Origin of the sequence: Cobetia sp. ICG0124, assembly GCF_004006355.1 — a bacterium.
Taxonomy (GTDB): Bacteria; Pseudomonadota; Gammaproteobacteria; order Pseudomonadales; family Halomonadaceae; genus Cobetia; species Cobetia marina.
This window is the reverse complement of record NZ_CP024893.1, coordinates 2,505,990-2,519,188: the sequence shown is the minus strand read 5'-3', so window position 1 is coordinate 2,519,188 and position 13,199 is coordinate 2,505,990. Positions and strand designations below refer to the sequence as shown.

Genomic DNA, 13,199 nt, shown 5'->3' with positions numbered 1-13,199 from the left:
AGTTCCACCTCTCGCCGCGCAATGATGTCCGCAGCCACCGCCTGGGCTGGCGTTTCGGTGCCGTCCGCCACGCCAGCAACGTCGCGGTGTGCGAAGCCAGCCTCTGTGTGCTGGTCGGGGTCCGACCGCAGCAGCTGGAAGCGCTGGCGCGCGCTCACGCTCTATCCGGAAGACCCCCTCACGCGGGACCTGCTCAGTCCGGCAGTCCGCATGAGGCAGATGCGAGACATGGGAACCTGGTTGGCAGTAGCAGCGGGCGGCGCCATCGGCGCTCTTGGACGTTATCTGGTCAGTGGCTGGATCACGGGAACGGCGGGTCGAGGGTTCCCCTGGGGGACGCTCGGGGTCAATCTCCTCGGCAGCTGCCTGATGGGCTTCCTGTTCATCTGGGTCACCCAGGAGCTCAAGCTTGCGCCTGTCTGGCAGGCGATCATGGTGGCCGGCTTCACCGGCGCCTTCACCACCTTTTCCACCTTCGCCCTCGAAGCGCTCAATCTGATGATCAGCGGGCGCATGCTGGCAGGGCTGATCTACGTCGCGGTGAGCGTGGTGGCCTGTCTGGGCATGGTGGCGCTCGGCATGAAGCTCGCCCGCGCCCTGCTGTGAGCGACGGCCTGCGAAGCGGGGCGTGGCTGAGGTAGACTAGTGCGCATGACCTTACCGTGCCGCGATGCGGCCTGAGTGAACTGACGAGAGAGCCTTCCCACATGCTGGACCCGAAACTTCTGCGCGCCGATCTTGACGCGACCGCCGAGCGCCTCGCACGTCGTGGCTATCAGCTGGATACCGAGGCCTTCGCCGCCCTGGAAGCGCGTCGCCGTGATCTGCAGATCGAGACCGAATCGCTGCAGAACGAGCGCAACACTCGCTCCAAGTCCATCGGCAATGCCAAGGCTCGCGGTGAAGACATCGCACCGCTGCTGGCGGAAGTCAGTGATCTGGGCGAGCGCCTCGACGCCGCCAAGAAAGAGCTCTCCGAGCTGCAGAGCAAGGCGGAGGCCATGGCCGCCAGCATCCCGAACCTGCCCAACGCGGACGTGCCGGAAGGCGCCGACGAGAATGACAATGTCGAGCTGCATCGCTGGGGCACCCCGCGTGAGTTCGATTTCGAGGTGCGTGATCACGTTGACCTCGGGGAACTCAAGGGGCAGCTCAACTTCGAGCTCGCCGCCAAGATCACCGGTTCACGCTTTGCCATCATGCACGGCTCCATCGCACGCCTGCATCGTGCGCTGGTGCAGTTCATGCTCGACAAGCAGACCCTCGAGCACGGTTACGAAGAGTTCTACGTGCCCTACATCGTCAACCGTGATTCCTTGATGGGCACCAGCCAGCTGCCCAAGTTCGAGGAAGACCTGTTCAAGCTCAATGACGATCGCGAATTCTTCCTGATCCCGACCGCCGAAGTGCCGCTGACCAACATGGTGCGCGACGAGATTCTCGACGCCAGCGACCTGCCGCTCAAGTTCACCGCGCATACGCCGTGCTTCCGCAGCGAGGCGGGTGCCTATGGTCGCGATACCCGCGGCATGATTCGCCAGCATCAGTTCGACAAGGTCGAGATGGTGCAGGTGGTCGAGGCGGACAAGAGCTATGACGCACTGGAAGAGATGCGTGGCCATGCCGAGGCCATCCTGCAGGCGCTGGAGCTGCCGTACCGTGCCGTGACGTTGTGCACCGGCGACATGGGCTTCGCGGCGGCCAAGACCTATGACCTGGAAGTCTGGCTGCCGAGCCAGAATACCTATCGCGAGATTTCTTCCATCTCCAACTGCGAAGACTTCCAGGCACGTCGCATGCAGGCACGCGCCCGTGTCGAAGGACAGAAGAAGCCGCAGCTGGTACACACACTGAATGGCTCCGGCCTGGCGGTGGGACGTTGTCTGGTCGCGGTGCTCGAGAACCATCAGAATGCGGATGGTTCCATCAGCGTGCCGCAGGCGCTGCGCAGCTACATGGGCGGTGTGGACACCCTCAACGTCTGAGGCCCGGCTCTGCTACAACGTGCCTTCGGGGTCGTTATGCTTATTGGTTATTTTAGAGAGTGTTTCTTATGCTCTAAAATGCCGTTCATCGAAGGCTGCTACCCAGCCTCGCCCCGTTTGTGGATATGCCCCATGGAATTTCTCAATCTCTCTTGTGATCCTTCACGACTCCAGCTGTGCCTGATCGGCGGTGGCCAGGAGGCGCTGGCGCTGGCCGAGCGCTTTGCCGGCCTGGGGGCGGATCTGTGTGTCTACGGCGATGCCCGAATGCCGGCGCTGGAGAGACTGTGCGGTCAAGAGGGTTGGGAAGTGGCCGATACGCTGTTGCCGGTGCCTGCACCCGGCCAGCTGTGGCTGGTCGTCACGGGCAGCGAGGGCCGGGACCGCGGTATCCTGCGCCACGCGCGTGAGCAGCATGTCATGGTGTTTGCGCCGCGTCATCCGGCGGACTCCAGCGTGCGTCTTCCGCCCCGGCTGGTCGCGGGCGAGGCGGTGTTGCCGGTGAAGGAGGAGGATCGCTTCACCGGCACGCATGGTCAGGTGGCGCTGGTCAGCGCCGGCCCCGGCGACCCGGAGCTTCTGACCCTCAAGGCATTGCGTCATCTGCAGCAGGCCGACGTGATCATCCATGACCGGCTGGTGAGTCACGAGATTCTGGCACTGGCCAGGCCTGAAGCCCGCCGGCTGTATGTCGGCAAGGCGCGCAGTGACCACAGCGTGCCCCAGGAAGGCATCAATCAGGCACTGGTGGACTATGCGCGCGCTGGCCATCGCGTCGTGCGCCTCAAGGGAGGCGATGCCTTCATCTTCGGGCGTGGTGGTGAGGAACTCGAGACGCTGGCGGATGCCGGGATCAGTTTCGAGGTGGTGCCAGGTATCACCGCGGCCTCCGGTTGCGCCGCCTACGCCGGGATTCCGCTGACCCACCGCGATCATGCCCAGTCGGTGCGTTTCGTCACCGGGCACCTCAAGGATGGCAGCTGTGACCTGGACTGGGAGGCGCTGGCACGCCCCGCCCAGACCCTGGTGTTCTACATGGGGCTGGGCAGTCTGGCGCTGATCTGCGAGCAGCTGATCCACCATGGTCTGGCGGCCAGCACGCCGATCGCTCTGGTGGAGCAGGGCACTACCGCGCGTCAGCGCGTGCATGTGGCGACTCTGGCGGAGATGCCGGCACAGGTGGCGGGGCAGGGGCTCAAGCCGCCGACGTTGATCATCGTCGGGGATGTCGTCAGGCTGCATGATTCCCTCAAGTGGTTCTCGCCGACGGCCGACAGCAGCCTTGGCTGGGAAGATGGCAAGCACCCGACGCCGCTGGCCCAGGTGCTTGGGCCAAGGTCGAGATGACGCAGACAGCGATTGCGCCTATTGTTTCAAGCAATCGTTTGAATCGCAAGGAGAGTCACATGGCCAAGTATCAGGCACCGCTCAAGGATGCACGTTTCGTGCTCAACGAGGTATTCGCGGCCGAGCAGGAATGGGCGACCATGGAGGCCACTTCCGAGGTGAATGCGGAACTGGCCGAGGCGATACTCGAGGAAGGCGCGCGCGTGACCCAGGCAGAGCTGCTGCCGCTGAACCTGAGTGGTGATGCCGAGGGCGCGCGCTTCGCAGAGGGGCGTGTCACCACGCCCAAGGGCTTCAAGGAAGCCTATCGGGTGCTCGCCGAGGGTGGCTGGATGGGGTTGGGTGGCAACCCTGAATACGGCGGTCAGGGCATGCCAAAGATGCTCACCGTGGCCTTCGAGGAAATGCTCTACGCCACCAATACCAGCTTCGCGCTCTACCCGGCACTGAATGCCGGGGCCTGTCTGGCGATGGACAGTCATGCCCCTGAATCCGTCAAGCGGGTCTTTCTGCCGCGCATGTACGCCGGCGACTGGCTGGGCACCATGTGTCTGACCGAGCCTCACTGCGGGACGGACCTGGGCATGATCCGCACTCGTGCCGAGCCCCTCGAGGGTGATGACCCACTGCTGGGGCTGCCACGTTATCGCATTACCGGCACCAAGATCTGGATCACCGGTGGCGAGCACGACATGGTCGACAACATCGTGCATCTGGTGCTGGCCAAGCTGCCGGATGCGCCTTCCGGCACCCGCGGCATCTCGCTGTTTCTGGTCTCCAGGCAACTGCTCGATGCCGAGGGACAGCCCGCGGCATCGAATGCGGTCAGCTGTGGGTCCATCGAGCACAAGATGGGCATCAAGGGCAGCGCGACCTGCGTGATGAACTTCGATGGTGCCGAAGGGGTGTTGATCGGCGAGCCGCACCAGGGGCTGGCGGCGATGTTCACCATGATGAACTACGAGCGCCTCTCCATCGGCCTGCAAGGGCTGGGACTGGGGGAAGTGGCCTATCAGAGTGCGATGGATTTCGCTGCTGAACGTCTGCAGAGCCGCGCACCGACGGGCGCACAGGCACCAGACAAGCCGGCTGATCCGATTCTGGTTCATCCTGATGTTCGCCGCATGGCGCTGGAAACCCGTGTCTGGAACGAGTCCGGGCGGGCCTTTGCCGTCTTCGTCGGTCAGCAGCTGGATCGCGTCAAGTATCACGCCGATGAAGCGGTGAAGGCTGATGCGGATGCACTGGTGCAATTCCTGACGCCGATCGCCAAGGCGCTGCTGACGGATCGTGGCTTCGATGCCACCGTCATGGCGCAACAGCTCTATGGCGGCAATGGTTATTGCGTGGAGTGGGGTGCCGAGCAGTACGTGCGCGATGCCCGCATCGCGATGATCTACGAAGGCACCAATGGGATCCAGGCGATGGATCTGGTCGGACGCAAGCTCTACCGCAATCGCGGGGCGTACGTGGCACGCTTTGCCGAGCAGGTCAGGGCCGAGCTTGAGGGACAGGATGACGACGAGCGGACCCGGCCGTTCGCCGAGGCCTGCCAGCAGGAACTGGCGCGCCTGGAGTGTGTCGCCGAGCAGTTGCTGGCCCGTGCGGATGACAATCCCGAGGAGCTGGGGGCGGCAGCCTGCGATTTCCTCGACCTGGCCGGGCTGTGTGTCTACAGCTATCTGTGGTTGCGCATGGCGCGTGCCGCGGTACAGGGATTGGCGACATCGGGTGCCAGCGGGGAGGATTTCTACCGTCGCAAGCTGGCCATGGGCAACTACTTCGTCCAGCGGGTCTTGCCGCGCGCCGTCGCGCTGGAAGCCCAGATCGCGGCAGGTGCTGCACCGCTGATGGCCTTCCGTCTCGAGGATTTCGATCCGGCGCAGTGAAACGGAATGCATTCATCGCTTGCGGGGTCTGGATAACGCAGCATCAGTTCATGATGGCCAGAGCGAGAGCCGGTGAGGCGCAGATGACTGCGCATGCTGACGTGATTGTTCGGAAAGTCATCCGGTGGCACGATCTCCGCCTGAATCAGGCGGCTTTCCAGGCGGGTTGCCAGCTCGTCATCATGCTGCTGGCTATCGATCAGGCGCTGAATGCGATCCGCATCCAGACGGTTGATGATCAGACGTGGCCGAGTCATCTGCAGGTTCCTTGTCATCACGTCGCGTCGCGCTATGCTGCGCCGCAAGACGTCGCCAATCCTGGCATTGTGAGGGCATCAGCAGGATGTGCTGATGGTGCGGAAGGGGGGACTCGAACCCCCACACCTTGCGGCACCAGAACCTAAATCTGGCGTGTCTACCAATTCCACCACTTCCGCGAGAAGCTGGCGTGCATTTTACCTGCGATGCCTTTCAAGTCAATCGCTTGTGGCCAATTATCCCTCATGTTGGCTGCGTGACTCGAGTCCGCAGGGCAATTGCAGATAGCTCGCGGCGCGTTCTGCCGCATGGCGGCTGTCAGTGAGGTCATCATCACGCACCCAAGGCACCACGCCGAGACAGGGCGCTTTCAGCGTGCGCGACAACGTCGCCATGTTGTCTTCACTGACTTCCATGTCGGCTTCCAGATGGTTGATGACATAGCCTGCCACCTCAAGCCCATCGCGCTCGATGGCTTCCAGGGTCAAACGTGCATGATTGATGCACCCGAGTCTCAGGCCTACCACCAGGATCACCGGTAGCTCCAAGGCGATGGCCAGATCCGAGAAATCTTCCTCGTCATTGAGCGGAACGCGCCAGCCGCCTGCTCCCTCGATCAAGGTCAGGTCACGCGGGGCCCTCTCGCGCTGGTGACGAATGTGTCGAGAGATTTTGGCCACTTCGAGACTCACGCCTGCCTGGCGTGCGGCGATATGCGGCGCGATGGCCGGAGCGAATCGCCAGGGATTGATGCTCTCGTAATCCGCGGGCGGCTCGCACTGTGCCTGCAGCGACAGGGCATCGGCATTGACCAGCCCGTCGTGACTCTCGAAACAATCTGACGCCACGGGCTTGAGTCCGAGAGTGCTCAGGCCCCGCATGCGGGCACGAGCCAGCAAGGCGCTTGCGATGAAGGTCTTGCCGATTTCCGTGTCGGTGCCGGTCACGAAGGCCGCGATGCCGTGTCAAGGGTTGCCAGATGCGGGCATCGATACCCCAGCCGTTGAACAGCACCAGACGTGTCAGGCAGGCCGAGCGCCAGACCACTGCCTGCCAGCAGAGCTGCACACCCCTCGCGAAACTGTCGTACGCGCGCCGCCAGGTGCTCGCGTCGCTGTGGTTCCTGCTCGACGATATCCAGCGCTGCCAGGGTGGCGGCAGCGACGTGCGGGGGTTGCGCCGTGGTGTAGATATATGGGCGGGCCAGCTGGATCAGGCTTTCGATCAACGCCTCGCTGCCGGCGACGAAGGCGCCAGCGCTGCCCAGGGCCTTGCCCAGCGTGCCCACCAATACCGGCACTTCGGCCAGCGGAGTGTCCCGTCCGACCAGTCCTTCGCCGTGCTCGCCCAGCACGCCCACCCCATGCGCATCGTCGATCATCAGCCAGGCGCCATGGCGAGCACATGCCCGAGCCAGGCCCGTGATATCGGCACAGTCGCCATCCATGCTGAACACGCCATCGCTGATCACCAGCCTGTCATCGGCCCGGGAGCGTGCCAGCTGGCGCTCGAGATCCTCGAGGTCGCGATGATGGAAGCGGCGCGAGCGCACGGCTGAGTTGCCGGAGGATGCCAGCCGCGCGCCATCGAGGAGGCTGGCGTGGTTGAGACGGTCATGAAAGATCTCGAGAGTGCGCCCGGCCTCGCGCGAGGCGCTCGCGAGCGCATCGATCACGCCGAGATTGGCCATGAAGCCGGTGGAGAACAACAGCGCACGCGGGCGTCCGGTCAATTCGGCCAGACGGGCTTCCAGTCGGTGATGAAGCGTCTGGTGACCATTGACCAGATGGGCACTGCCGCTGCCGACACCGAATTCCCGGGCTGCACGACAGCCGGCCTCGATCAGCGAGGGATGATTGGCCAGTCCCAGATAATCATTGGCGGCGAAGTTGAGCAGCGGACGTGCCTCTTCATCTGCCGCCTGCCCGGAGAGGCTGACGTTGGGCCCCTGTGGGGAGTCCAGTGTCAGGCGCCGGCGATAGCGCCCGACCTGCTCGCGTCTGGCGAGCAGATCGTCCAGGTGGGCGAAGCTTGCGCTTGCGCCGGTACTGGAGCGCGTGCGTGAGCGTGAGCGGGTGGCCACGTGAGATCAGACCACCAGACCGCAGGGCTTGCGTTCACGCACCTGGCCTTCACTGCTGGCGGGCGTCGCCTCGCGGGTGGCATCGTAGAACAGGCTGCCTTCGACGTTGGCGCGCGCCTGTTCTTCCATGGCCGCCTTGAGCGCCGCTTCCCGCACATCGTCACTGGCGACTTCCTGGCGGGTTTCCGGGTGCAGGCCGAGGCGCTCGAACAGCTCGCGGTCACGGTTGGCCTGCGGATTGCCGGTGGTCAGCAGACGCTCGCCATAGAAGATGGAGTTGGCGCCGGCGAGGAAGGCCAATGCCTGGGTGGAATCGTCCATCTGCTCGCGACCGGCGGACAGGCGCACGTGACTCTTCGGCATCATGATGCGCGCCACGGCGATGGCACGGATGAACTCGATGGGATCGAGATCCTCGACATTTTCCAGCGGTGTGCCCGCCACCTTGACCAGCATGTTGATCGGCACCGATTCCGGCTGTGGTTGCAGATTGGCCAGCTGGCGCAGCAGGCCGGCACGATCCGTGGTGGTTTCCCCCATGCCGAGAATGCCGCCGGAGCATACCTTCATGCCGGCTTCGCGCACGCTGGCCAGGGTGTCCAGGCGCTCGCTGTAGCTGCGCGTGGTGATGATCTCGCCGTAGTACTCCGGTGAGGTGTCCAGATTGTGGTTGTAGTAGTCGAGGCCGGCATCCGCGAGCTTTCTGGCCTGATCGGTATCGACCATTCCCAGCGTCATGCAGGTTTCCAGTCCCAGTGATTTCACCTGACGCACCATCTCGGTGACCACCTCGAGATCGCGCTCCCGCGGGCTCTTCCAGGCGGCGCCCATGCAGAAACGGCTGGCACCGGCATCCTTGGCGGCGCGGGCCTGCTCGACCACCTTCTGGATCTCCATCAGCTTTTCCTTACCCAGGCCAGTGTTGTAGTGGCCTGACTGCGGGCAGTACTTGCAGTCCTCCGGGCAGGCGCCGGTCTTGATCGACAGCAGGGTCGAGACCTGGACGGCATTCGGATCGAAGTGCTGGCGGTGGATCTGCTGGGCCCGGAACAGCAGGTCATTGAAGGGCAGGGCGAACAACGCTTCGATTTCCTCGACGCGCCAGTCGTGACGTACCTCGCCATCTGCGTTGGTCCGTTCGTCGTGCGAGGTTTGCGTGGTCACGCTCGGGGCTTCTACGGTCATGGGAGTGAGATCCTTCTTCAGGCAGGCAGTGAGACTCTGCCGGAAAGCGTGCTGTTGATCGATGATGTCATGACCAGTGGCGCGACCCTCGACAGCCTGGCGCAGGCCTGTCAGCGGGCGGGGGCTCGAGAGGTCGTCGCCTGTGTGCTAGCGCGTACGCCGCCTGGTTCGCCATGATGCTATTGGTCTATGGCCTGCGGGACTGGCGGTGTGAGGGTCTAATCTCATAGCATGCAAGGTCCGGCAGCCGTTTGCTGGTCCATGCCCGAGGAATTGCCATGCCTATTGATCCTGTTACACCTGCTGATTCGCAATCATCCGGCACCTCGCGCGAGCTTGATGAGCGCGCCAACGGCAACACCTGGGAGGCTGCGTCATCCCGGGAAGGCGAACTGGACAAGCGTTCACATCCCTTTGATGCGCTTGCGCCGGATCGTGTCGTGGCCGCCGTCGAGTCGCTTGGTTTCTGGTTGCCCGGCGAGCCCTTCGCGCTCAACAGTTATGAGAATCGGGTCTATCACCTGGCCGATGATGACCGGCGGCGCTGGGTCGCCAAGTTCTATCGTCCGGATCGCTGGAGCCGCGCCCAGATCCTCGAGGAACACGCCTTTCTGGCCGAGCTGGAAGCCGAGGGCGTTCCCGGTGCGCCCGCCTGGGCGGATGCCAAGGGGGAGACCCTGCATCATCACGAAGGCTTCGACTTCGCGCTGTTTCCCCATGTGGTCGGGCGGGCTCCCGAACTCGAATCTCCCGAGCACCTCTACCATCTGGGAGAGCTGATCGGTCGCGTGCACGCCGTCGGACGTCAAGGCCTCTTCCAGGAGCGTGAAACGCTCACGCCACTGCGCATCCTCGACGAGAGTCGTGACAGCGTGCTGGCCTCCGACTGGCTGAGTGAGCGTCAGAGTGAAAGCTATCAGCGTGTCATCGAGGCGTTGCGCCCCCTGGTGGCGGAGCAGAGCTGGCCGCAGAGTGGCTTGCTGCGTGCGCATGGTGACTGCCATATCGGCAACATGCTGGGGCGGGATGACAGCTTCGCGCTGGTGGATTTCGATGATTGTCTCAATGCGCCTGCCATTCAGGATCTGTGGATGCTGTTGACGGGAGAGAGTGACCCCGAGCTCCACATGCAGTTGTCCGAGGTGCTGGAAGGATATGAGCAGCACTGCGACTTCAATCGCGGGGAGCTGAAGTGGATCGAGACACTGCGTACGCTGCGCATGGTGCGTCACAGTGCCTGGGTGGTACGGCGCTGGACGGATCCCGCCTTCCCGCAGGCCTTCTCGCATGTCGCGAGCCTGGGGTACTGGGATGACCACATCCGCAGTCTTGAGCAGCAGCGAGTCGTGCTTGATGCTCCTCGCTGGCTGGCTGTATAAGTTATGTGCTTTACCCCTGCTATGCGTGCGCTCATGCGCGCCCCTGACCGATACCATAGGCAGACGGATGACCGAAGAGATTGCCAACCATTACCGCCAGATCATCACTGCATTGGGTGAGGATCCGCAGCGCGAGGGCCTGCAGGACACGCCCATGCGTGCTGCCAAGGCCATGCAGTTCCTGACCCATGGCTATCATCAGTCGCTGGAGGAGATCGTCAACGGCGCCGTCTTCACCTCGGACACCGACGAGATGGTACTGGTCAAGGACATCGAGCTTTACTCGATGTGCGAGCATCACATGCTGCCGTTCATCGGCAAGTGCCATATCGCCTATCTGCCGGCGGGCAAGGTGCTGGGGCTGTCCAAGTTCGCGCGCATCACCGACATGTACTCGCGCCGCATGCAGATCCAGGAAAACCTCACCAAGCAGATCGCTGAGGCGGTCCAGCAGGTGACCGGCGCACGGGGTGTGGCGGTGGTGGTCGAGGCGCGCCACATGTGCATGATGATGCGTGGCGTGGAAAAGCAGAATTCCAGCATGAAGACCTCCGTGATGCTGGGGGCCTTCCGCGAGAATCAGCCGACCCGTCAGGAATTCCTGACCCTGATCAGCTGATCCGATAGCCACGACGCCGCCTCTCGAGGCGGCGTCGTCGTCTGTGAGTCGTTTGTCTGACATCTCTTGTTCAGGAGTCCCCGTCGATGCCGATGCATGCCTTGCACGATGAACATCTCGATCATGATCTCGCCACCATTCGCATCAAGAACCTGCGTCTGCGCACCTATATCGGGATCAACGATGACGAGATCCAGAATCGTCAGGACGTCGTGATCAATGTGGTGATCCGTTACCGCGCCGCGCGTGCGGTACAGTTCAACCACATCAGCGAAGCCCTCAACTATCGCACCATCACCAAGCAGCTGATCGCGCATGTCGAGGACGGGCGTTTCGCATTGCTCGAGCGCATGACGCGGGAAGTGCTGGATATCGTGATGCAGCATGAGCAGGTGCTGACGGCTCAGGTCGAGATCGACAAGCCGCATGCGCTGCGCTTCTCCGATTCGGTGTCCATCACCCTGTCGGACAGCCGGGAAGACCATATCCAGACGGCAAGTGTCGGACGCCGCCTCGATCCACCTGCATGCCTCTGGAGTCTTCATGGAACATCTCAACGATACCAGTCTCTTTCGCCCCTTTGCCTATATCGATGGTGGTTGGGTCGCCGCGGATTCCGGTGAGCAGATAGAGGTCGACAATCCGGCCACCGGCGAGATCATCGGCCGAGTGCCTCGTCTGGGCTATGCGGAAACCGAGCGTGCCATCGAGGCGGCCCAGAATGCCTTCGCTGACTGGAAGGAAACCCCCGCGCTGGAACGTGCCGACATCCTGATGAAGTGGTACGCCCTGATGCAGGAGCACAAGGATGACCTGGCGCAGATCATGACCCTGGAGCAGGGCAAGCCACTCGCCGAATCCGCCGGTGAGATCCAGTATGCCGCCAGCTTCCTGCGCTGGTTCGCCGAGGAAGGGCAGCGAGTCTACGGTGACACCATTCCGGCAGCCAAGCGTGATCAGCGCATCATGGTGCTCAAGCAACCCGTGGGTGTCGTGGGGGCGATCACGCCGTGGAACTTCCCGTCATCGATGATCACCCGCAAGGCGGGTGCCGCATTGGCGGCGGGCTGCCCCATCGTGGTCAAGCCTGCCAGTCAGACTCCCTTCTCGGCGCTGGCGCTGGCGGTGCTGGCGGAGCGCGCTGGTGTGCCGCGTGGTGTCTTCAACGTGGTGCCGGGCTCGGCCAGGGATATCGCCAAGGCGATGACCGATTCGCGTCTCGTGCGCAAGGTCACCTTCACCGGCTCCACCGAAGTTGGCCGCGGACTGATGGCCAATGCCTCACAGCATATCCAGAAGATCTCGCTCGAGCTTGGCGGCAATGCGCCCTTCCTGGTGTTCGAAGACGCCGATCTCGATGCGGCGGTGGAAGGCGCGATGGCAGCCAAATTCCGCAACGCCGGCCAGACCTGCGTCTGCACCAACCGTTTCCTGGTGCAGTCCAGCGTGGTCAATGCCTTCAGCGAGAAGCTGGCAGCGGCGATGAATGCCGAGTTGACCGTGGGCAACGGCATGGAAGAGGGCGTCAAGGTCGGCCCACTGATTGATGGTGACGCCGTCGAGAAGGTCACGGATCACGTGCAGGATGCGCTCGACAAGGGGGCCGAGCTGTTGCTGGGCGGCCATCCGCATCCGCTGGGTGGCAGTTTCTTCACCCCGACGTTGATCTCGCAGGTGACGCCGGAGATGAAGGTGGCCCGTGAGGAAACCTTCGGGCCGCTGGCAGCCATCTTCCCCTTCGAGAGCGAGGAAGAGGCCATCGAGATGGCCAACGATACCGAGTTCGGGTTGGCCAGCTATTTCTATAGCACGGATCTCAAGCGTGTCTGGCGCGTCTCGGAAGGTCTGGATTACGGCATGGTCGGTATCAACACCGGACTGATCTCCAACGCCGCCGCGCCCTTCGGCGGCACCAAGGCATCGGGGCTGGGCCGTGAGGGCTCCAAGTATGGCCTCGAGGAGTACATGGAAACCAAGTATCTGTGTCTCTCACTTGGCTGAGCCGTTGCATCCTTGAACGTGGCATCGTCGATGGATGGCCAGCGCTCAAGGCAATGACCGGACATGACATCAGATGCCAAAAAGCCCGCCCGGGACACCGGGCGGGCTTTTTCATGTCATTCAGAGCAATCTCGCGACAAGAGGCCCATGCGTCATTGGTCGTAGAGGTGAGGTGTCTCGGGCATTGATCGCGCTGCGTGTGTCAGACCAAAGCGGTATGCCGCTGTCGTTTACCGCAGATCAGGGACAAAGACAGGTGTGCTTTGTCGGCATTCTCTTACTTGTGGATATGCTTATTTACGCTACAGTCAAAGAGCGGGACCTGTGGTGATAGTCTTCAAGGATTGAAGACAGGGCGAGTGGCGTGGCGGACGCGACTTGCCCTTTTTTATGGCCGGTTCCCAGCTCAGTATTGTCAGCCCGCACTTCTCAGTTCTCCCTTCTCAGCCCTCA

Annotated in this window: 10 protein-coding genes, 1 tRNA gene and 1 pseudogene; 8 read left to right on the top strand and 4 right to left on the bottom strand. The window is 62.8% G+C overall.

Translation table 11 applies throughout. The features are described from left to right. Positions 1 to 228: 228 nt before the first annotated feature. From crcB to CU110_RS11810, 4 genes are all read left to right on the top strand, one after another. Positions 229 to 606, top strand: a complete 378-nt coding sequence (gene crcB / locus CU110_RS11825) for a fluoride efflux transporter CrcB (protein ID WP_084209182.1) — start codon at positions 229 to 231, stop codon at positions 604 to 606. A 101-nt stretch (positions 607 to 707) separates the two neighbouring features. Then, positions 708 to 1,985, top strand: a complete 1,278-nt coding sequence (gene serS / locus CU110_RS11820) for a serine--tRNA ligase (RefSeq protein WP_077371807.1) — start codon at positions 708 to 710, stop codon at positions 1,983 to 1,985. Positions 1,986 to 2,117: 132 nt separating this feature from the next. Then, on the top strand, positions 2,118 to 3,332 hold the full coding sequence (gene cobA, locus CU110_RS11815) for a uroporphyrinogen-III C-methyltransferase (RefSeq protein ID WP_346427135.1): 1,215 nt from the start codon (positions 2,118 to 2,120) through the stop codon (positions 3,330 to 3,332). 59 nt (positions 3,333 to 3,391) lie between these two features. After that, complete coding sequence (locus CU110_RS11810; protein ID WP_084209180.1) at positions 3,392 to 5,221, top strand: acyl-CoA dehydrogenase C-terminal domain-containing protein; 1,830 nt, start codon at positions 3,392 to 3,394, stop codon at positions 5,219 to 5,221. Positions 5,222 to 5,573: 352 nt separating this feature from the next. On the opposite strand, the gene CU110_RS11805 is transcribed toward CU110_RS11810, so the two are convergent. The 4 genes from CU110_RS11805 to bioB all read right to left on the bottom strand — a co-directional run bounded on the left by CU110_RS11805 (position 5,574) and on the right by bioB (position 8,747). Further along, a tRNA-Leu gene (locus CU110_RS11805) sits at positions 5,574 to 5,658 on the bottom strand. 57 nt (positions 5,659 to 5,715) lie between these two features. Continuing rightward, positions 5,716 to 6,426, bottom strand: coding sequence for a dethiobiotin synthase (bioD, locus tag CU110_RS11800; RefSeq protein ID WP_240665373.1), 711 nt, complete (start codon positions 6,424 to 6,426; stop codon positions 5,716 to 5,718). Continuing rightward, positions 6,423 to 7,376 carry an 8-amino-7-oxononanoate synthase gene (locus tag CU110_RS11795; RefSeq protein WP_127736888.1) on the bottom strand — a complete coding sequence of 318 codons (954 nt, stop codon included), beginning with the start codon at positions 7,374 to 7,376 and terminating at the stop codon, positions 6,423 to 6,425. The genes bioD and CU110_RS11795 overlap by 4 nt, the downstream gene beginning before the upstream one ends. A gap of 192 nt (positions 7,377 to 7,568) precedes the next feature. Further along, complete coding sequence (gene bioB / locus CU110_RS11790) at positions 7,569 to 8,747, bottom strand: biotin synthase BioB (protein WP_084209174.1); 1,179 nt, start codon at positions 8,745 to 8,747, stop codon at positions 7,569 to 7,571. A 278-nt stretch (positions 8,748 to 9,025) separates the two neighbouring features. Here bioB and CU110_RS11780 point away from each other — a divergent pair, with 278 nt between their 5' ends. The 4 genes and pseudogenes from CU110_RS11780 (at position 9,026) to CU110_RS11765 (ending at position 12,746) form a co-directional block, all read left to right on the top strand. Then, positions 9,026 to 10,126 carry a serine/threonine protein kinase gene (locus CU110_RS11780; protein WP_127736104.1) on the top strand — a complete coding sequence of 367 codons (1,101 nt, stop codon included), beginning with the start codon at positions 9,026 to 9,028 and terminating at the stop codon, positions 10,124 to 10,126. Positions 10,127 to 10,193: 67 nt separating this feature from the next. Beyond that, positions 10,194 to 10,745: a GTP cyclohydrolase I FolE gene (folE, locus tag CU110_RS11775; RefSeq protein ID WP_077371842.1), complete on the top strand. Its 552-nt coding sequence runs from the start codon at positions 10,194 to 10,196 to the stop codon at positions 10,743 to 10,745. An 86-nt stretch (positions 10,746 to 10,831) separates the two neighbouring features. Then, positions 10,832 to 11,221, top strand: a pseudogene (gene folX, locus CU110_RS11770) (dihydroneopterin triphosphate 2'-epimerase); the annotation flags it as partial. A gap of 67 nt (positions 11,222 to 11,288) precedes the next feature. Continuing rightward, positions 11,289 to 12,746 (top strand): NAD-dependent succinate-semialdehyde dehydrogenase, encoded by a 1,458-nt coding sequence (locus tag CU110_RS11765; protein WP_084209170.1) that lies wholly within the window; start codon positions 11,289 to 11,291, stop codon positions 12,744 to 12,746. Positions 12,747 to 13,199 lie beyond the last annotated feature (453 nt).

What these genes read in the sequence shown, in the direction of transcription:
- CU110_RS11765 (WP_084209170.1), top strand. Translation starts at nt 11,289, where the DNA reads ATGGAACATCTCAACGATACCAGTCTCTTTCGCCCCTTTGCCTATATC.
- crcB (WP_084209182.1), top strand. Translation starts at nt 229, where the DNA reads ATGGGAACCTGGTTGGCAGTAGCAGCGGGCGGCGCCATCGGCGCTCTT.
- cobA (WP_346427135.1), top strand. Translation starts at nt 2,118, where the DNA reads ATGGAATTTCTCAATCTCTCTTGTGATCCTTCACGACTCCAGCTGTGC.
- bioB (WP_084209174.1), bottom strand. Translation starts at nt 8,747, where the DNA reads ATGACCGTAGAAGCCCCGAGCGTGACCACGCAAACCTCGCACGACGAA.
- serS (WP_077371807.1), top strand. Translation starts at nt 708, where the DNA reads ATGCTGGACCCGAAACTTCTGCGCGCCGATCTTGACGCGACCGCCGAG.
- CU110_RS11810 (WP_084209180.1), top strand. Translation starts at nt 3,392, where the DNA reads ATGGCCAAGTATCAGGCACCGCTCAAGGATGCACGTTTCGTGCTCAAC.
- folE (WP_077371842.1), top strand. Translation starts at nt 10,194, where the DNA reads ATGACCGAAGAGATTGCCAACCATTACCGCCAGATCATCACTGCATTG.
- CU110_RS11780 (WP_127736104.1), top strand. Translation starts at nt 9,026, where the DNA reads ATGCCTATTGATCCTGTTACACCTGCTGATTCGCAATCATCCGGCACC.